Raw genomic sequence first — 16946 nt, 5'->3', positions numbered from 1 at the left:
GGTCGATGGGCATGCCGACCGCGTTCCAGGTGGCGCCGTTGTTCATCGCCGGCGGCGTGGTGCCGCCTTACTACCTGCTGCTGATCGGCGTCGCGCTGGCGGCCGCCGTCGTGCTCGGCATCGGTTTGTCGCGTACGCGGATCGGCAAGGTGATCCGCGCCGCCGCCCAGAATCCCGGCATGGTCTCGGCGCTCGGCGTCGACACCGGCCTGATCTACGGCGGCGTGTTCGCGCTCGGCGGCATGCTCGCGGGACTGGCCGGCGCGCTCGCCGCACCCGTGCGTTCGCTCACCCCCGGCATGGGATTTTCGGTGCTGATCGAATCCTTCATCGTCACCGTGATCGGAGGCATGGGCTCGATCCTCGGCGCGCTGATCGGTGCGCTCTTGCTCGGCCTGATCAGATCCTTCGGCTCGCTCGGATTTCCCCTGTTCACCGAAGGCCTGATGTATCTCTTCATGGTGGTCGTGCTGGTCTTGCGGCCCTCCGGCCTGTTCGGCAAGGAGGTGGCATGACCGAGCTTCAGGCCGGACGCGCCGGAGCACTGGCGCCCACGGGCGCGGCGCGGGCATGGGGTGCGCGCTATCTCGACGTTCTGGTCGCACTGCTCGCCTTCGTCGTGCTGGCGAGCCTGCCGCTGTTCACCGGCAGCAAGGCGCTGCTCGATTTCGTCATCCGCTGCTCGGCCTACGGCCTGTTTGCGACCTCGCTCAACCTGCTGGTCGGCTATACCGGCTTGACCTCGTTCGGCCACGGCATGTTCTTCGGCCTCGGCGCCTACGGTTTCGGGCTGATCATGCAGCGGCTCGCCGTGCCCATTCCGGTCGCCTTCGTGACGACGCTGGCCATCACCGCGGTGATCGCAACGGTCATCGGCGCGATCTGCGTGCGGCTGAAGGATATCTATTTCGCCTTCGTCACGCTCGCCTTCCAGATGCTGATCCACTCGACCATCCTGTCCTGGGCGTCGTTCACCGGCGGCGACCAGGGCCTGCGCGGCGGCATTCCGCGCCCCGCCTTCCTCGGCATCGACCTGTCCAACCACATCCATCTCTACGTCGCGGCCTGCGCGCTGCTGGTCCTCGGCCTGCTCGCGATGCGCCAGATCGCGCAGTCGCCGTTCGGCTATACGCTGCGCATGATCCGCGACAATGCGGGGCGCGCGAGCTTCCTCGGCATCGACGTCTGGCGCGCCAAGCTCACGATCTTCGTATTGGCGGCGCTGTTCGCGTCGATGGGCGGCATGGTGATGGCGTTGTTCGTGTCCGGCGCATACCCCGAGTTCGCCTACTGGACGATCTCGGGCGAGGCCATCTTCATCAACATGCTCGGTGGCGTCTCGACCTTCCTGGGGCCGATGGTCGGCACCGTGCTGCTGCTGCTGCTCAACGACACCGTGACGCGGTTCACCGAGTACCACGGCATCGTGCTCGGCGTCGTGATCCTGTTCTTCGCGCTGGGCCTGCGCAAGGGACTGCTGGACTTCGCCGTCGAATGGGTCGCGCACCGGCGTGACGCGGGCGAGGGGCGGGACTAGCCATGCTCGAGATCCGCAACCTCCAGAAATCCTTCGGCGGGGTGAAGGCGACCAATGACGTGTCGCTGGCGTTCTCCGACGGCTCGCTCACGGCGGTGATCGGCCCCAACGGAGCGGGCAAGAGCACCTTCTTCAACCTGATCACCGGCGCGCTGACCCCGGATGCGGGCGCGGTGCTGCTCGACGGCGTCGATCTTGCCGGCCGCTCGCCGCCGGAGATCGTGCGCCACGGCATCGGCCGCGCCTTCCAGGTCGCGAGCATCTTTCCCTCGCTGACGGTGCAGGAGACCATGCTGGCGGCGGTCGCCGCCGACCAGCGCAAGGCGTCTGTCCTGCACCGGCGCTTTCCGCTGGCCGAGACCCGCGGCCATGCCGAGCATGTGATGGAGCTGCTCGGCCTGTCCGCCAAGCGCGACCGCACGGCGGCGACGCTGTCGCATGGCGACCAGAAGCTGCTCGACATCGCGCTCGCGCTGGTGCTCGAGCCAAAAGTGCTGCTGCTCGACGAGCCCACCGCCGGCATGGGCCCGGAGGAGCGCTGGCGCATGATCGACAAGGTGCGCGAGCTTTGGGAAACGCAGAAGATCACCGTCGTCTTCATCGAGCACGACATGGACATCGTGTTCAAGATCGCGCCCAAGATCGTCGTGCTGTGCTACGGCCGCATTCTCGCAACCGGCACGCCGGAGGAGATACGCAACAACTCCGCCGTGATCGATGCCTATCTCGGCACCGAGCATGCGGGGGCGGCATGAGCACGCAGCCGATCATCGAGGTCGCCGACCTCGACGTCTACTACGGCACGAGCCAGATCCTGTTTGGCGTCGCGCTGTCGGTGCGGCAGGGCGAGACCATGGCGCTCTTGGGCCGCAATGGCGCCGGCAAGTCGACCACGCTGAAGGCGATCATGGGGCTGGCGCCGCCGAAGCGCGGCACCGTCAGCCTGCGCGGCGCTGTCATCTCCGGCTGGAAGCCGCATGCGATCGCGCGCGCGGGTCTCGGCTTCGTGCCCGAGGACCGGCAGATCTTCCCCGAGCACACGGTGGAGGACAATCTGGTGATCGGGCAAAAGAAGGGACCCGACGGCCAGGACGAATGGTCGATCAGGCGCATCTACGACGTCTTTCCGCTGCTCGAGCCGCTGCGCCAGCGTATCGCGGGGCGCCTCTCCGGCGGCGAGCAGCAGATGCTGGCGATCGCGCGAACGCTGATGGGCAATCCCGCGCTATTGCTGCTGGACGAGCCGAGCGAAGGGCTCGCGCCGATCATCGTGCAGCGGATCGGGGAACTCTTGCGGCAGCTGCGCAGCATCGGATCGACCGTGCTGATCGCCGAGCAGAACATGCACTTTTGCCTGGGCCTGGCGAGCCACGCCACCGTGATCGACAAGGGCCAGATCGTGTACGCCGCCGGAATCGACGAGCTGAAGGCCAACGAGGCGATCCGCCGCCGTTACCTGGCGCTGTAGTTCGCCGCTGTTGCCGCTTGCGATCGGCCCCGGCTTCACCCATCAAAGCCATGTGCTAGGGTCGACACCGACCGGCGCAATGAAATGGAGAGACGGCCATGACGACACTGACGGCGAGGGAGGTTCTGCCCGCGGACGGAACGGCGGGCACGCTGGCGGGGCGGGTCTGGCTGCCGCAGGTGCAGGGCCCCGCCGTGGTCGCGGTGCGCGGTGACGGCGTGTTCGACGTCAGCGGCCGTTTCCCGACCGTCAGCGCGCTCTGCGAGGAGGAGAATCCGGCGCAGGCCTTGCGCGCGACCAAGGGCGAGCGGATCGGCGATCTCGAGGCAATCGCGGCCAACACGCCGCCCGATCGCCGCGACCGGCAAAGGCCCTGGCTGCTCGCACCCGTCGACCTGCAGGCGTTGAAGGCCGCCGGCGTGACCTTTGCCGTCTCCATGCTGGAACGCGTGATCGAGGAGCGCGCGCGCGGCAATCCGGCTTCCGCGGAAACGATCCGGAAGGAGGTCACGCGCCTCGTCGGCGACGATCTGTCGCGGCTGAAGCCCGGCTCGGCGGAGGCGATGCGGCTGAAGCAGGTGCTGATCGAGCAGCAGGCCTGGAGCCAGTATCTCGAGGTCGGTATCGGCCCCGACGCCGAGGTCTTCACCAAGGCGCCGGTGCTGTCCTCGGTCGGCACCGGCATGGATGCCGGCCTGCATCCGAAATCGACCTGGAACAATCCGGAGCCGGAGCTCGTGCTGTTCGTCTCCAGTCGCGGCCGGATCGTCGGGGCCGCGCTCGGCAACGACGTCAACCTGCGCGACTTCGAAGGGCGCTCGGCGCTGCTTCTTTCGAAGGCCAAGGACAACAACGCCTCCTGCGCCATCGGCCCGCTGCTGCGCCTGTTCGACGACGGCTTCACGCTCGAGCACGCGCGCAGGATGGAGATCAGCCTCAACGTGAAGGGGCCGGACGGTTTCGTCCTCAACGGCCATTCCTCGATCGGCCGGATCAGCCGCGACCCGACCGATCTGGTCGAGCAGACCATCGGGCCCGTGCACCAATATCCCGACGGCTTCGTGCTGTTCCTCGGCACCATGTTCGCGCCGGTCGAGGACCGCGATACGAAGGGACAGGGCTTTACCCACAAGCGCGACGACGTCGTCACGATCTCGGCGCCGCAGCTCGGCCGGCTGGTCAACCGCGTGCGTTCCAGCGATGAATGCGAACCCTGGACCTTCGGCATCGGCGCGCTGATGAAAAACCTGGCACAGCGAAAACTGCTGTGACGGGGTCGCAAACGATGCCGGCGGCGACTGCGGCCATGCGTCTGCGGAAATGGACAGGCCGTCGGCGCGCTGGCAGGCTGCGCGTAGCGTCGATGGCGAGCCGGTTCCCGAAATGAGCGACGATCCCTGTCTTCTCACGGCCGTTGAACTGCGTGGCCGCATCGTCCGCAAGGAGGTGTCGCCGGTCGAGGTGACGCGCGCCGTGCTCGCGCGGGCCGAGGCGCTGCAGCCGAAATTGAACTGCTTCATCACGCTGTGCGGCGACGAGGCCATGGCCGCGGCGCAATCCGCCGAGCGGAAAATGATGGCCGGCGAGCCGCTCGGCCTGCTGCACGGCATTCCCGTCACCGTCAAGGACATCGTCAACACGAAAGGCATCAAGACGACCTTCGGCGCGGTTCCCTACAAGGACAATGTGCCGGACCAGGACGCCGTGGCGGTCGCCCGCCTGCGCGCGCAGGGCGCGATCCTGATCGGCAAGACCACCACGCCCGAATTCGGCAGCAAGTGCCTAACCGACTCGCCGCTGTTCGGCCGCACCCGCAACGCCTGGGACGCGACGCGGTCCTCCGGCGGCTCCAGCGGCGGGGCGGCGGTGGCGGTGGCAAGCGGCATCGCGCCTCTGGCGATCGCGACCGACGGCGGCGGTTCGACGCGAATCCCCGCCGCCTGCAACGGCGTCGTCGGGTTGAAGCAGAGCAACGGCGTCATCCCGCACAGCCAGGTGCAGGACGCCTTCGGCAACCAGACCTATGTGACGCCGACGACGCGCAACGTTGCCGATACCGCGCTGATGATGCAGGCGCTCGCCGGCGAGGATGCCTCCGACCCCTGGTCGATCGGCGTTCCCGTACCGGATTTCGTCGAAGCCGCCGCGCCGCGCGGCGATCTGCGCGGGCAGACCATCCTCTACTGCCTGTCGCCGCCGGGACGGCCGGTCTCCGCCGACGTGGCCGGCGCCTTCAGGGCGAGCCTCGACCGGCTGGCGGGCCTTGGCGCTGAGCTGGAGGAATTTTCCGGCGAGGGTCTTGACGTCGAGCCGATCTGGCGCGCCATCAACCACACCGTCTGGCGCACGCGCTTCGAGAAGCTGGTCGCGGAGCATAGGGACGAGCTGAGCGAGACCTTCGTCAGGCAGATCGCGCTCGCGACCAGGGTGACGGGCGTCGACTACCAGCAGGCGATGTTCGACCGCACGGCGCTGTTCCGCCGCGTGCAGGCGCTGCTCGCGCGCGGCAACCTCCTGGCCATGCCGACCCTGACGCGGACCGCGCTGCCGATCGACCAGGACCTCTTCGGCAGCATCGAGATCGACGGCCGGAACTACGACAGCGTCCGGCCGCACTGGTTTCCCTGGACCATGCCGTTCAACATGACCGGCCATCCCGCCATCAGCCTGCCCTGCGGCTTCGGCCGCGACGGATTGCCGATCGGGCTGCAACTCGTCGGCCGCTTCCGTGCCGATGCGGAGCTGTTGCGGGTGAGCGCGCTGTTCGAGTCGTCCTGCGATCTGTTGTCCCGTCGGCCGGCATGAGGAGCGGAGGCGTGCGGCAGGGGGCTTGCGTCGGGACGCGGGACGTGTTGATCGTGCCGCGAGGTCGGTCCAACGATCAATACGAGGCCGAATCCGAGCCAGAGCGCACGGCATGAGCGTGTTCCTCCTGCGGAGGCTTTTGACCCTGGCGGCGACGCTGGTCGGCGCGTCCCTGATCATTTTCCTCGTGCTCGATGCCTTGCCCGGCAACGCGGCGCAGATGCTGATGGGCGCCGACGCCTCGCCGGACGCCGTGCGCGCACTCACCGTCAAGCTCGGGCTCGACCAGCCGCTGACCTATCGCTACATGCTGTGGCTCAAGGGCATGGCGGTCGGCGATCTCGGCAGCTCCTATGTCTACGGCACGCCGGTCGCCGGCCTCATCGCGGAGCGGCTGGTGCTGACCATTCCGCTCGCGATCATGTCGATGCTCATCACGGTGGTGCTGGCGCTCGCCGCCGGCATCTACACCGCCGCCAATCACAACCGGCTCGGCGACGTCGGCGTGATGTCGCTGACTCAAATCGGCATTGCGCTGCCGAACTTCTGGTTCGCCATTCTCCTGATCCTGCTGTTCTCGGTGAAGCTGCAATGGCTGTCGGCGGGCGGCTTCGCCGGCTGGGACGACGGCATCTGGGCGGGCGTCAGGTCGCTGCTGCTGCCGGCGATCTCACTCGCGGTGGTGCAGGCCGCGATCCTAGCCCGCGTCACCCGCTCGGCGGTGCTGGAGGTGCTGCGCGAGGATTTTGTCCGCACCGCGCGCGCCAAGGGGCTCGGCAAGCGCGAGGTGCTCTGGAGCCACGTGCTGCGCAACGCGATGATCCCTGTCATGACGGTGATGGGCCTGCAATTCGCCAACCTGCTCGCCGGCACCATCGTGATCGAGAACGTGTTCTATCTGCCGGGCCTCGGCCGGCTGATCTTCCAGTCGATCGCCAACCGCGACCTGATCGTGGTCCGCAACTGCGTGATGCTGCTCGCGGCCATGGTGGTGGTCGTCAACTTCGCGGTCGACGTGCTCTATGCCTTCATCGATCCCCGCATCAAGGTCCACGACCTGTGAGCGATCCCTTGACCGCAGCCGTCGGGGGACCGGCGATCGCGCCGCCGTCGCGGCCCGCGACCAGCTTCTGGCCGCGCGCGTTGCGCCATCGCAGTTTCGTGCTCGGCGGCGCGCTCGTGCTTTTGGTGATCGGTTCGGCGCTGCTGTCGCTGGTCTGGACTCCCTGGTCGGCCTACGAGATCGACATCGCCGCCAAACTGAAGCCACCGTCGACGTCGCACTGGCTCGGCACCGACGCCTTCGGCCGCGACATCGTCTCGCTGCTCCTGGTCGGCGCGCGCTCGACCATCCTGGTCGGTATCATCGCGGTCGGCATCGGGCTGACCTTCGGCGTCTGCCTCGGGCTGATCGCGGCTGCGCGAAGAGGCTGGACCGAAGAGATCATCATGCGGCTGACGGATTTCACCTTCGCCTTTCCCGCCGTGCTGTCCGCGATCATGCTCGCCGCCGTCGTCGGCCCGGGCATGGTGACCTCGATCACCGCCATCGGCATCTTCCAGATCCCGATCTTCGTCCGCGTCACGCGCGGCTCGGCGAACGCGATCTGGGCGCGGGAGTTCGTACTGGCCGCGCGAGCGGCGGGGAAGGGCGGCTTCCGCATCACCATCGAGCACGTGTTGCCGAACGTCCTGTCGGTCCTGATCGTGCAGGCGACGATCCAGTTCGCGCTCGCGATCCTGGCGGAGGCGGCGCTGTCCTATCTCGGGCTCGGAACCCAGCCGCCGCAGCCCTCCTGGGGCCGCATGCTGAACGACGCGCAGACGCTGCTGTTCCAGTCGCCGATGCTCGCGGTCTATCCGGGCGTGGCGATCGCAATCGCCGTGCTCGGCCTCAACCTGCTCGGCGACGGATTGCGCGACCTGCTCGATCCCCGATTGGCGCGGGAGCGGTGAGCATGAGCGCGCCCCTGATCGAGGTCGAAAACCTCGGCGTCCGACTCAACACCAGCCGCGGCCCCGCGCAGGCCGTGCGCGGCGTCAGCTTTGCGTTGAAGCGCGGCGAGACGTTGGGGCTGGTCGGCGAATCCGGCTGCGGCAAGTCGGTCACCGCGCTCGCCCTGATGGGCCTCTTGCCGGACAGCGCCGTCGTCAGCGGCAGCGTCCGGCTCGACGGCCGCGAACTCGTCACCCTGCCCGATGCCGACTATTGCAGGCTGCGCGGCAATCGCATCAGCATGATCTTCCAGGAGCCGATGACCGCGCTCAATCCGATGCACACCATCGGACACCAGGTCGCCGAGCCGCTGCGGCGGCACAAGGACCGCTCGGCGGGAGAGGCGCGGCGCGAGGCCATCGCGTTGCTCGACCGCGTCGGGCTTCCCGACGCGGCGCGGCGGGTCGACGCCTATCCGCACCAGTTCTCCGGCGGCCAGCGCCAGCGCATCACCATCGCCATGGCGCTCGCCTGCGAGCCGGACCTCCTGATCGCCGACGAGCCGACCACCGCGCTCGACGTCACCATTCAGGGCCAGATCCTCGACCTCATCGCCGATCTCGTCGCGGAGCGCGGCATGTCGATGATCCTGATCTCGCACGATCTCGGCGTCATCGCCGAGAACGTCCGGCGCATGATGGTGATGTATGGCGGCACGGTGGTGGAGAGCGGGCCCAGCGATGAGGTGTTCCGGCGCATGGGCCATCCCTACACCCAGGGCCTGTTCCGCGCCCGGCCGCGGCTCGGCGCGCGCAAGGGCACGCGGCTGAAGACGATCGCCGGCACCGTGCCGGAGTTGGCGGATCTGCCTCATGGCTGCGTCTTTGCCGACCGCTGCCCACTGGTCGAGGAGCGTTGCCGCGCTGCGCTTCCCCCGCTGGTCGAGGTCGGTTCCGGGCACGGGGTTCGCTGCATCCGCACCGATGTCTCGATGGCGGAAGGAAGCGTTCCGGCATGACACCCGAGCAGCCGATTCTGGAGGTGACCGATCTCGCGCAGCGCTATCGGCTGCCGCGCGAGAGCCTGTTCCGCTCCGCGGGCGAGGTGCGCGCGCTCAACGGCGTCAGCGTCCGGATCGAGGCGGGCAAGAGCCTCGGCGTGGTCGGCGAATCCGGCTCGGGCAAATCGACTTTTGCGCGCCTCGTGATGGCGCTGGAGCGGCCGACGTCGGGGTCGGTGTCGCTTCTCGGTCGCGATCTCAACCGGATCGACGCGGCCGAGTTGCGCCGCGCCCGGCGCGATTTCCAGATGGTGTTCCAGGACCCCTACGGCTCGCTCGATCCGCGCCAGACCATCGCGCGCATCGTCGCCGAGCCGCTCACCGCGCTCGAGCATATCGACCGCGCCACGCTGCGCACGCGTGTCGCCGCCGTGCTGCGGCAGGTCGGCTTGCGCGACACCGACATGGACAAGTATCCGCACGAATTCTCCGGCGGCCAGCGCCAGCGCGTCGCGATCGCCCGCGCGCTCATCACCCAGCCCAGGCTGATCGTGGCCGACGAGCCGGTGTCCGCGCTCGACGTCTCCGTGCAGGCGCAGGTCTTGAACCTGATGCAGGACCTGCAGGAGCAGTTCGGCCTGAGCTACATCCTGATCAGCCACGATCTCGCGGTGGTGGATTATCTCTGCGACGAGGTCGCGGTGATGTACCTCGGGCAGATCGTCGAGCAGGGGCGGCCCGAGGATCTGTTCGAGCGCTGCGCCCATCCCTATACGCGCGCGCTGCTGGAGGCGGTGCCGCGCGCCCGGCCGGGCGGGGTGCGCCGCCGCCGGGGAGCCCAGCCGATCGCCTCGCAATCGGCCGCCGCGACCGGCTGCCCCTATGCATCGCGCTGTCCCCTGACCGACCAGCATTGCCGCGAAGCTGCGCCTGAGCTACGCAGGGTCGGCGAGACCCATCTCGCCGCCTGCCACAAGGTGGAGGCGGTGATGTCGCAGCCCGCCTCGTCGGCGGAGGGCGGTTAGCGTCTCGTGTCGGATTGGCCTAGACTGACAACGTGAATGGCCGGGGAGAAATGCGCATGTTCAAGAAACTCATCATCATCGCGGTCGCCGCCGCCTTTGCGTCGGCGCCGCTTCCGGCGCTGGCGCAGGGCAAGAAGGACAGCGTCGTCATGGGCATGACGCTGGAGCCGCCGGGGCTCGATCCGACCGTGGCGGCCGCCGCAGCGATTGCGGAAGTCACGCTCTACAACATCTACGAGACGCTCACCAAGATCAACGAGGACGGCACGGTCTCGCCCTTGCTGGCCGAGAGCTGGACGGCGGCGCCCGACCTGAAGACCTATACGTTCAAGCTGCGCAAGGGCGTGAAATTCCAGAACGGCGAGCCCTTCAATTCCGCCGCGGTAAAATTCTCGTTCGAGCGCAACGCGGTGGCGACCTCGACCAACAAGGACAAGAGCCTGTTCCAGAGCTTCGAGTCGATCGCGACGCCGGACGCCGACACCGTCGTCATTGCGCTGAAATATTCCGAGCCGAACTTCCCGTTCCTGATGGGGCAGGCGAGCGCGTCGATCGTCGAGCCGAAGAGCGCGCCGACCGACGCCACCCAGCCCATCGGCACCGGCCCGTATCAGCTCGGCGCCTGGGCCAAGGGCTCCTCGATCACGCTGAACAAGTGGGCCGACTACCGCAACGCCTCCGCGATCAAGCTCTCCAAGGTGACGATCCGCTTCATCTCCGATCCGGCCGCGCAGGTCGCGGCGCTGCTGTCGGGCGACGTCGATGCGTTTCCGCGCGTCACGGCCGCCCGCAGCCTCGCTCAGTTCAAGGCGGATGCGCGCTTTGCCGTGCTGATCGGCGGCTCCAAGGCCAAGACCATCGTCGGCATCAACGAGAAGAGGAAGCCGCTCGACGACGTGCGGGTGCGTCGCGCGATCCTGGCCGCGATCGACCGCAAGGCGATGATCGACGGCGCCGTCGACGGCTTCGGCACGCCGATCGGCAGCTTCTATACCCCGGGCTCGCTCGGCTATGTCGACACCACCGGCATCAACCCCTACGATCCCGAGAAGGCCAAGAAACTCCTGGCGGAAGCCGGCGTCACCACGCCGCTCGAATTGTCGCTGAAGCTGCCGCCGCCGCCCTACGCACGGCAGGGCGGCGAGATTCTCGCGGCCCAGCTCGCCAAGGTCGGTATCGTCGCCAAGATCGAGAACGTCGAATGGGCGCAATGGCTGTCGCAGGTCTTCGCGCCCAACGGCCCGCACAATTACGATCTCACCATCGTCTCCCATGTCGAACCGTTCGACCTCGTGAAGCTGACCGAGCCGGACTACTATCTCGGCTACCAGTCGCCCGCGTTCAACGATCTCTACAAGAAGATCATGTCGACGCCCGACGAGGCCGGCCGCGCGAAGCTGCTCGGCGAGGCCCAGAAGATGCTGGCGACCGACGCGGTGGCGGGCTTCCTGTTCCAGCCGCAATGGATCACCATCGCCAACAAGAAGCTGAAGGGCGTCTGGCAGCAGGTCCCGCAGTTCGAGAACGATTTTTCGGCCTGGTCGTGGGAATAGTGGTCGAGTGACAGCGTAGGGTGGGCAAAGGCGCGAACGCGCCGTGCCCACCTCTTCTGCGAGCGTTGAAGCAAGATGGTGGGCACGCTTTCGCTTTGCCCACCCTGCAATAAGTGCTGAGTGGCCATGCTACGTCGAAGCCCCGAACAGCCGGCGCACGGCCGGCAGCCATTCGCCGGTCATGGTGAATTCGAGGCCGAGCCGCGCGCCGCAGGCGATCGAGAGCATCGCGATCGGGGCCGACACCGCGAGGGTGGAGAACGCGGACAGACCCTGTCCGATGGTGCATCCCATCGACATGATGCCGCCGATGCCCATCAGCAGCGCACCGGTCATGTGGCGCTTCAGTTCGCGCGCGTCGTCGCAGGCCTCCCAGCGGAAGCCGCGTGCGAGCATGGCTGAGGCAAGCGAGCCGGCAACGACGCCGGCGACCGAGCCGATGCCGAAATTCAGCCGCGCGCCGGAGAAGGTGGCGATATAGAGGATGGCGTCGCCGAGCGGGGCGACGAAGCTCAGCGACGAGACGCGGACCGGATCGAACTCGTCGTCCGCAAGCCAGCCGGTGGCGAACCAGCCGAACGCGATCGCCGCGCCGACCGCAAGGCCGGAGGCGAACAGCCTCGGCGAGCGGATCAGCTTGCCGTCGGCGAGCGCCCACCACGCCAGTGCGGCGGCGATGGAGATGGCGAGGGCCGCGCCGAAACCGGGGCCGAGCAGCGACGTCAGCGTCTGGTTGGTGCCTTCGGGCAGCCGCAGCGACAGCGGCTCGATCAGCAGCACGCGCAGCATTCCGGTGATGCCGCGCATGGTCGCCAGCGCCGAGATACCGAGCACGAGGAAGACGACGATCGCGCGCAAGTCTCCGCCGCCGATGCGCACCAGCGTGCCGAAGCCGCAGGTGCCCACCAGCGCCATGCCGACGCCGAACATCAGCCCGCCGACGACGGCGCCGCCGAGCCCGATCGACGGCGTCAGATAGATCGACCGCGACAGGTCGACGATGCCGAACCGGGCCAGCGCCTGCGTTGCCAGCAGCGCCACCGCCGCGGCCAGTGCGAAGGATTTCAGGCGGCGAAAGTCCGATCCGAAGAACGCATCCTCGAGCATCGCAAGCGTGCAGAATCGGCCGGCCCGGCCGGCGACGCCGAGCAGGGCGCCGGCGGTAAGCCCGCACGCAAACGCGATGGTCGAAGGACTCAGCATTCCTCCCGGATGGGCTCGTTCCGTCTGGCGGGCAATGTGCGCCGGCGCGGCGCGAAAATCCAGTGCCGCAGCCTCACCTGCGGCGGCGACGGACCGGCTCGCAGAACACGTCGTAGATGGCGGTCAGGATCTTGCGCACCTCTTCGTTGGCGAGGCTGTAATAGATCGCCTTGCCGTCGCGGCGCGTCGTGACGAGGCGATCGAGCCGCAGCCGCGCGAGCTGCTGCGAGACCGTCGACTGCCGTTCGCCCAGGAACTGCTCGAGCTCGGTCACCGACTTCTCGCCCTCGGCGAGGATGCAGAGCAGCAGCAGGCGCGATTCGTGCGAGAGCGCCTTCAGCATGTCGCTGGCCTCGCGCGCCTTCTCGATCATCTGCTCGAGCTCGGCGGAGCCTTCGATCTCTTTCAGTTTCGGCAGTGACATTGCTCTGCAATCCCTGTGGTCACGACCGGCCGGACGCCGGTCCCGCGTTGGTCAGGATCCGGCCCAGGAGGCCGAAGAAGAAGGCGTCCCCCGGATAGCCGCGAATACGCCCGATCTCGCGTCCGTCGTCTAGCACGACGAACGTCGGTGTGAAGGCGCCCGGATCGATTCCGGCGAGGTCGGCGGGCAGGGGGCGGCCCAAATCGACACGGCGCAACGGCGCGGCCTGGCTCTCGTCGGTCTTGCCGTAGATCGGCGCGACCTCGGCGTCGAAACGCGCGCACCAGACGCAGCCGGCGCGCTCGAACATCACGAGCTCGGCGGCGGAAGCGGTCGTTGCGAGCAGCGCGAAAATCGCGGCAGCGGCGAGATGGATGGTGAACCGGGTCATCACGGCAAGGCTTCTGGTGGACTTCCTTCTGGACTTCTCGACCTCTTTATATCATTAAATTCGGATATGTGCTAGGGATGAGGGCGCGGGAATGGGTCTGGACGTCACGCTCGGGGCGGCCTTCGTCGCCGGTCTGTTGTCCTTTCTCTCGCCCTGCATCCTGCCCCTGGTGCCGCCTTTCCTCTGCTACATGGCCGGCGTTTCGGTCACGGAGCTGTCGGCCGACCGGCCGGAGCTGCGGCCGCGCGTGCTGGTCGCGGCGCTGGCCTTCGTCGCCGGCTTCTCGCTCGTCTTCGTCGCGCTCGGCACGACCGCATCGCTGGCGGGCCGCTTCATCACCGCGCATCTGTCGGCGCTCGGCACGGTCGCGGGCGTCCTGATCATCGTCATGGGCCTGCACTTTCTCGGCCTGATCCGGATTCCGCTGCTCTACCGGAGCGCAACCGTGCAGGTCGAGAACCGGCCGGCGGGGCTGGCGGGCGCCTTCGTCATGGGGCTCGCCTTCGCGTTCGGCTGGACGCCCTGCGCGGGCCCCATCCTCGCCGCGGTGCTGTTGATGGCGGGATCCGAAGACACGGCGGGCCGGGGCGCGCTCTTGCTGCTGGCCTATTCGGCCGGCACCGGCATTCCCTTCCTGATCGCGGCCGCCTTCACCGGCCGTTTCGTCGCGATGCTTGGCCGGGCGCGTCGGCATCTCGGCCTCGTCGAGAAGACCATGGGCGCGTTCCTGGTCGCGACCGGGCTGGCGTTCCTCGCCGGCCTGATGCCGTCAGTCTCGCAGTGGCTGCTGGAGCGCCTCCCCGGACTGACCAGCATCGGCTGATGCTAGCCGAAGCGGAAGTCGAGCAACTGCGCGTAGGACTGCAGCTCGATCAGATAGCGATGTACCAGCGGGGCGTCGCCGGCCATCGCCGCATGCGCGATCTCGCCTGCGCTGGCGGTCGCGCCGTCGATCAGCCGGCGGAATTCGGGCTGCGCGGAGATCTCGGCGCTCGCCCAATCGTTGCAGCGCTGCAGCCGGTCGCGAAACGCGGCGGCGGCGGAAACGGTGTCTTCGGCGCGTGCGCCGGCCGGCTGCTCGCCAAAGCCCGTCGCAGCCGCGCGCAGCCTCTCCATCGCGGGCGCGATCTCGAAGACGCAGTCGCCGAGATCGTAGAGTCCCGATTTGCGCCGGAGATCATGGAACGATTTGCGGACCGCGAAGAGGTCGCGGCCCGCCGCGACGTTGTCGCCGCCGCCGAGCGCGTCATTTATGCCCTTGAGCTGCGCGCGGCCCCTGGCGAGAAAATCCTGCAGCGCCGCCGGCGCGTAAGGGGGCAGGGGAGCGGCAGTTGCGCCGTCTTGCAGCGCCTGCCACGCGGTCTGCGCCTCCTCGGTCTCCATCTGGGCGAGCGCGATGTTGCCGGTGCGGGCGTAGCTTGCCGCCGTGCGCAGATTGGCCATGACCGACTGGACGGCGGACGGGAAATCAACGGGCTTTCCGGCCTCGGCGCCGAGGCCGGCTCCCGTTGCGACGAGCCATGCCAGCAGAGCGATGATGCAGCGCAAGATGGGAAATCCTTGTCACATTCGAGCATTTGAATATCATCATCAAATGACCGACACGCAAGCTTCTCGAATGCATGCCCCGCTGTTCTCGCGTCGCGGCTTCCTCGCGCTCACGTCGGGGGCTGCGGTCGTCGCAGCGGGCGGCGAAGCGCGTGCCGAGCCTGCGCCCGGCGAGGACGGCCTCTACCACGAACCCTGGTTCCTGCAGAGTTTTCTCGACTTGCGCGAGGATCTGGAGAGCGCGGCCGCGAGCGGCAAGCGCCTCGTCATCATGTGGGAGCTGCGCGGCTGCCCCTATTGCCGCGAGACCCATCTGGTGAACTTTGCCGACGAAGCGATCGCGAGCTACATCCGCGACAATTTCGAGGTGCTGCAGCTCAACCTGATCGGCTCCCGCAAGGTTACGGATTTCGACAAGCAGGAATTGTCGGAGAAGGACCTCGCCCAGAAGTACGGAATCCGCTTCACCCCGACGTTCCAGTTCTTTCCGCCGCAGGCTGCCGGCATCGAGGCGAAAGAGCCGATGGCGCGGGAGGTTACCCGCGCGCCCGGCTATCTCAAGCCGCAGCATTTCCTGGCGATGTTCCGCTTCGTGCGCGAGCGCGCCTATGAGCGCGGCTCGTTCCGGGAATTCCTCGCCACCAGCGGCTAGGTGACAGCGGTTCGCGAATTTCGCTTGACGCCGCCTTTTACATCAACATATCATGATAACTGAATTTGATGGTCCGTGAGTCCATCAGCGAGAAGGCGGGCGTCACCCCGCCATGAAGGGTAGGGAACATGCAGCGCTCGCGCGTCGCCGCGTTGGCATTGTGTCTGTGGGCGGCAGCCGCCTCCGCGCAGGAGCCGATCAAGCTCGATGTCGTCAACGACTCCCTGCCGAAATCGCTGACCGGCGCGCCCGGCAATGCGGGCGCCGGCAAGAAGGTGTTCCTGACGCGCACGCTCGGCAATTGCCTGGCCTGCCACCAGGTCACCAGCCTGAAGTCCGAGGAATTCCACGGCGAGTTCGGCCCGTCGCTCGACGGCGTCGCCGGCCGCTACAGCGAGGCGCAGCTTCGCCTCATCGTCGCCGACCCCAAGCGCATCTTCGCCGACACCGTGATGCCCGCGTTCTACCGGAACGACGGCTTGAGCCGGGTGCGCCCCGAATTCGTCGGCAAGACGATCCTGACGGCCGCGCAGGTCGAGGACGTCGTCGCTTATCTCAAGACGCTGAACTGACAGCGAGGAGGACAGGAATGAAAGCCATCAATCGACGGCAGGCATTCGCGCTCGGGGGCGGCTTCGTCATGCTGACCCTGATGCCGATGGCGGCCGATGCGCAAGTCACCAACGACGCCGCCAAGTGGATCGAGAAATTCACCGGCGGCAAGGCGCCGGTGAAGGGCAAGATCTCGCTCGACCTGCCGGAGATCGCGGAGAACGGCAACACAGTGCCGCTGTCGCTCAGCGTCGAGAGCCCGATGACGGAGCAGGCCTACGTCAAGGAGGTCATGATCCTCGCCGACGGCAACCCGAACGCCGGCGTCGCGACGCTGATGTTCACGCCGCTCTCGGGCAAGGCCGAGGCCTCGATCCGGATCCGGCTCGCGGCCACCCAGAACGTGGTGGCGATCGCGAAGATGAGCGACGGCAGCCTGTTCACGGAGCAGAAGACCGTGAAGGTCACCATCGGCGGCTGCGGCGGCTAGGAAGCGAGAGGAGAAACATCATGGCAGACAAACCGCGCATCAAGCTTCCCAAGGAAGCGGCCAAGGGCGACGTCATCCAGATCAAGACCCTGGTCTCGCACGTCATGGAATCCGGCCAGCGCAAGGACGCGCAGGGCAAGGCCATTCCGCGCAAGATCATCAACAAGTTCGCCTGCGAGTTCAACGGCAAACCGCTGTTCGCCTGCGCGCTGGAGCCCGCGATCTCCGCCAATCCCTACATCCAGTTCAATGCGAAGGTGGATGAGGCCGGAACGTTCAAGTTCTCCTGGACCGACGATGACGGCACGGTGATCACGGCCGAAGAGAAGATCGCGCTCAAGGCATGATGCCGCTGGGGCTTC

General features: G+C 67.5%; 19 protein-coding genes and 1 pseudogene. 16 read left to right on the top strand and 4 right to left on the bottom strand.

Features of this window, described 5'->3' with window-relative positions; genetic code table 11:
- The 11 genes and pseudogenes from KGM94_RS01910 to KGM94_RS01860 form a co-directional block, all read left to right on the top strand.
- Positions 1-515 (top strand): annotated as a pseudogene (locus tag KGM94_RS01910) (branched-chain amino acid ABC transporter permease); the annotation flags it as partial.
- Positions 512-1537 carry a branched-chain amino acid ABC transporter permease gene (locus tag KGM94_RS01905; protein ID WP_300254306.1) on the top strand — a complete coding sequence of 342 codons (1026 nt, stop codon included), beginning with the start codon at positions 512-514 and terminating at the stop codon, positions 1535-1537. The pseudogene KGM94_RS01910 and the gene KGM94_RS01905, both read left to right, overlap by 4 nt.
- A gap of 2 nt (positions 1538-1539) precedes the next feature.
- Positions 1540-2292, top strand: coding sequence for an ABC transporter ATP-binding protein (locus KGM94_RS01900; protein ID WP_300254303.1), 753 nt, complete (start codon positions 1540-1542; stop codon positions 2290-2292).
- Entirely contained in the window at positions 2289-3005 is a 717-nt protein-coding gene (locus KGM94_RS01895; RefSeq protein WP_300254300.1) for an ABC transporter ATP-binding protein, read from the top strand. The genes KGM94_RS01900 and KGM94_RS01895 overlap by 4 nt, the downstream gene beginning before the upstream one ends.
- Positions 3006-3103: 98 nt before the next feature.
- On the top strand, positions 3104-4276 hold the full coding sequence (locus KGM94_RS01890; RefSeq protein WP_300254298.1) for a fumarylacetoacetate hydrolase family protein: 1173 nt from the start codon (positions 3104-3106) through the stop codon (positions 4274-4276).
- Positions 4277-4388: 112 nt separating this feature from the next.
- Positions 4389-5810, top strand: coding sequence for an amidase (locus KGM94_RS01885; RefSeq protein ID WP_300254296.1), 1422 nt, complete (start codon positions 4389-4391; stop codon positions 5808-5810).
- 112 nt (positions 5811-5922) lie between these two features.
- Positions 5923-6873, top strand: a complete 951-nt coding sequence (locus KGM94_RS01880) for an ABC transporter permease (RefSeq protein WP_300254294.1) — start codon at positions 5923-5925, stop codon at positions 6871-6873.
- A complete protein-coding gene (locus KGM94_RS01875) occupies positions 6870-7766 on the top strand; it encodes an ABC transporter permease (protein ID WP_300254292.1) in 897 nt (298 codons plus the stop codon). The genes KGM94_RS01880 and KGM94_RS01875 overlap by 4 nt, the downstream gene beginning before the upstream one ends.
- Positions 7767-7768: 2 nt before the next feature.
- The gene (locus KGM94_RS01870) at positions 7769-8764 is read left to right on the top strand and encodes an ABC transporter ATP-binding protein (protein WP_300254289.1); all 996 of its coding nucleotides are present in this window, start codon (positions 7769-7771) and stop codon (positions 8762-8764) included.
- The gene (locus KGM94_RS01865) at positions 8761-9771 is read left to right on the top strand and encodes an oligopeptide/dipeptide ABC transporter ATP-binding protein (protein ID WP_300254288.1); all 1011 of its coding nucleotides are present in this window, start codon (positions 8761-8763) and stop codon (positions 9769-9771) included. Before KGM94_RS01870 ends, KGM94_RS01865 begins: the two co-directional genes overlap by 4 nt.
- Before the next feature lie 56 nt (positions 9772-9827).
- On the top strand, positions 9828-11324 hold the full coding sequence (locus tag KGM94_RS01860; protein ID WP_300254286.1) for an ABC transporter substrate-binding protein: 1497 nt from the start codon (positions 9828-9830) through the stop codon (positions 11322-11324).
- A 129-nt stretch (positions 11325-11453) separates the two neighbouring features.
- On the opposite strand, the gene KGM94_RS01855 is transcribed toward KGM94_RS01860, so the two are convergent.
- The 3 genes from KGM94_RS01855 to KGM94_RS01845 all read right to left on the bottom strand — a co-directional run bounded on the left by KGM94_RS01855 (position 11454) and on the right by KGM94_RS01845 (position 13342).
- Complete coding sequence (locus KGM94_RS01855; protein ID WP_300254283.1) at positions 11454-12527, bottom strand: YeeE/YedE family protein; 1074 nt, start codon at positions 12525-12527, stop codon at positions 11454-11456.
- Between the two features lie 73 nt (positions 12528-12600).
- Entirely contained in the window at positions 12601-12951 is a 351-nt protein-coding gene (locus tag KGM94_RS01850; RefSeq protein ID WP_300254281.1) for a metalloregulator ArsR/SmtB family transcription factor, read from the bottom strand.
- A gap of 19 nt (positions 12952-12970) precedes the next feature.
- Complete coding sequence (locus tag KGM94_RS01845; protein WP_300254278.1) at positions 12971-13342, bottom strand: thioredoxin; 372 nt, start codon at positions 13340-13342, stop codon at positions 12971-12973.
- A gap of 91 nt (positions 13343-13433) precedes the next feature.
- Between KGM94_RS01845 and KGM94_RS01840 the strand changes: the two genes are divergently transcribed.
- Positions 13434-14165 carry a cytochrome c biogenesis CcdA family protein gene (locus KGM94_RS01840; RefSeq protein WP_300254275.1) on the top strand — a complete coding sequence of 244 codons (732 nt, stop codon included), beginning with the start codon at positions 13434-13436 and terminating at the stop codon, positions 14163-14165.
- Positions 14166-14167: 2 nt separating this feature from the next.
- On the opposite strand, the gene KGM94_RS01835 is transcribed toward KGM94_RS01840, so the two are convergent.
- Complete coding sequence (locus KGM94_RS01835) at positions 14168-14890, bottom strand: hypothetical protein (RefSeq protein ID WP_300254273.1); 723 nt, start codon at positions 14888-14890, stop codon at positions 14168-14170.
- Between the two features lie 46 nt (positions 14891-14936).
- Here KGM94_RS01835 and KGM94_RS01830 point away from each other — a divergent pair, with 46 nt between their 5' ends.
- From KGM94_RS01830 to soxZ, 4 genes are all read left to right on the top strand, one after another.
- Positions 14937-15542, top strand: a complete 606-nt coding sequence (locus KGM94_RS01830) for a thioredoxin family protein (protein WP_300254272.1) — start codon at positions 14937-14939, stop codon at positions 15540-15542.
- A gap of 128 nt (positions 15543-15670) precedes the next feature.
- Positions 15671-16114 (top strand): sulfur oxidation c-type cytochrome SoxX, encoded by a 444-nt coding sequence (gene soxX, locus KGM94_RS01825; RefSeq protein WP_300254271.1) that lies wholly within the window; start codon positions 15671-15673, stop codon positions 16112-16114.
- Between the two features lie 17 nt (positions 16115-16131).
- On the top strand, positions 16132-16584 hold the full coding sequence (gene soxY, locus KGM94_RS01820) for a thiosulfate oxidation carrier protein SoxY (RefSeq protein WP_300254270.1): 453 nt from the start codon (positions 16132-16134) through the stop codon (positions 16582-16584).
- Positions 16585-16604: 20 nt separating this feature from the next.
- The gene (gene soxZ, locus KGM94_RS01815; RefSeq protein WP_300254267.1) at positions 16605-16931 is read left to right on the top strand and encodes a thiosulfate oxidation carrier complex protein SoxZ; all 327 of its coding nucleotides are present in this window, start codon (positions 16605-16607) and stop codon (positions 16929-16931) included.
- Positions 16932-16946: the final 15 nt, after the last annotated feature.

The sequence above is a fragment of the Bradyrhizobium sp. genome (assembly GCF_028868675.1).
Taxonomy (GTDB): Bacteria; Pseudomonadota; Alphaproteobacteria; order Rhizobiales; family Xanthobacteraceae; genus Bradyrhizobium.
The sequence above is the reverse complement of the archived record's forward strand: the minus strand, read 5'-3'. Positions and strand labels throughout refer to the sequence as shown.

Coding starts and splice junctions, on each gene's coding strand:
- KGM94_RS01905 (WP_300254306.1), top strand. CDS start 512: ATGACCGAGCTTCAGGCCGGACGCGCCGGAGCACTGGCGCCCACGGGC.
- KGM94_RS01895 (WP_300254300.1), top strand. CDS start 2,289: ATGAGCACGCAGCCGATCATCGAGGTCGCCGACCTCGACGTCTACTAC.
- soxY (WP_300254270.1), top strand. CDS start 16,132: ATGAAAGCCATCAATCGACGGCAGGCATTCGCGCTCGGGGGCGGCTTC.
- KGM94_RS01840 (WP_300254275.1), top strand. CDS start 13,434: ATGGGTCTGGACGTCACGCTCGGGGCGGCCTTCGTCGCCGGTCTGTTG.
- KGM94_RS01855 (WP_300254283.1), bottom strand. CDS start 12,527: ATGCTGAGTCCTTCGACCATCGCGTTTGCGTGCGGGCTTACCGCCGGC.
- soxX (WP_300254271.1), top strand. CDS start 15,671: ATGCAGCGCTCGCGCGTCGCCGCGTTGGCATTGTGTCTGTGGGCGGCA.
- soxZ (WP_300254267.1), top strand. CDS start 16,605: ATGGCAGACAAACCGCGCATCAAGCTTCCCAAGGAAGCGGCCAAGGGC.
- KGM94_RS01870 (WP_300254289.1), top strand. CDS start 7,769: ATGAGCGCGCCCCTGATCGAGGTCGAAAACCTCGGCGTCCGACTCAAC.
- KGM94_RS01865 (WP_300254288.1), top strand. CDS start 8,761: ATGACACCCGAGCAGCCGATTCTGGAGGTGACCGATCTCGCGCAGCGC.
- KGM94_RS01845 (WP_300254278.1), bottom strand. CDS start 13,342: ATGACCCGGTTCACCATCCATCTCGCCGCTGCCGCGATTTTCGCGCTG.
- KGM94_RS01850 (WP_300254281.1), bottom strand. CDS start 12,951: ATGTCACTGCCGAAACTGAAAGAGATCGAAGGCTCCGCCGAGCTCGAG.
- KGM94_RS01900 (WP_300254303.1), top strand. CDS start 1,540: ATGCTCGAGATCCGCAACCTCCAGAAATCCTTCGGCGGGGTGAAGGCG.
- KGM94_RS01885 (WP_300254296.1), top strand. CDS start 4,389: ATGAGCGACGATCCCTGTCTTCTCACGGCCGTTGAACTGCGTGGCCGC.
- KGM94_RS01860 (WP_300254286.1), top strand. CDS start 9,828: ATGTTCAAGAAACTCATCATCATCGCGGTCGCCGCCGCCTTTGCGTCG.
- KGM94_RS01890 (WP_300254298.1), top strand. CDS start 3,104: ATGACGACACTGACGGCGAGGGAGGTTCTGCCCGCGGACGGAACGGCG.
- KGM94_RS01830 (WP_300254272.1), top strand. CDS start 14,937: ATGACCGACACGCAAGCTTCTCGAATGCATGCCCCGCTGTTCTCGCGT.
- KGM94_RS01880 (WP_300254294.1), top strand. CDS start 5,923: ATGAGCGTGTTCCTCCTGCGGAGGCTTTTGACCCTGGCGGCGACGCTG.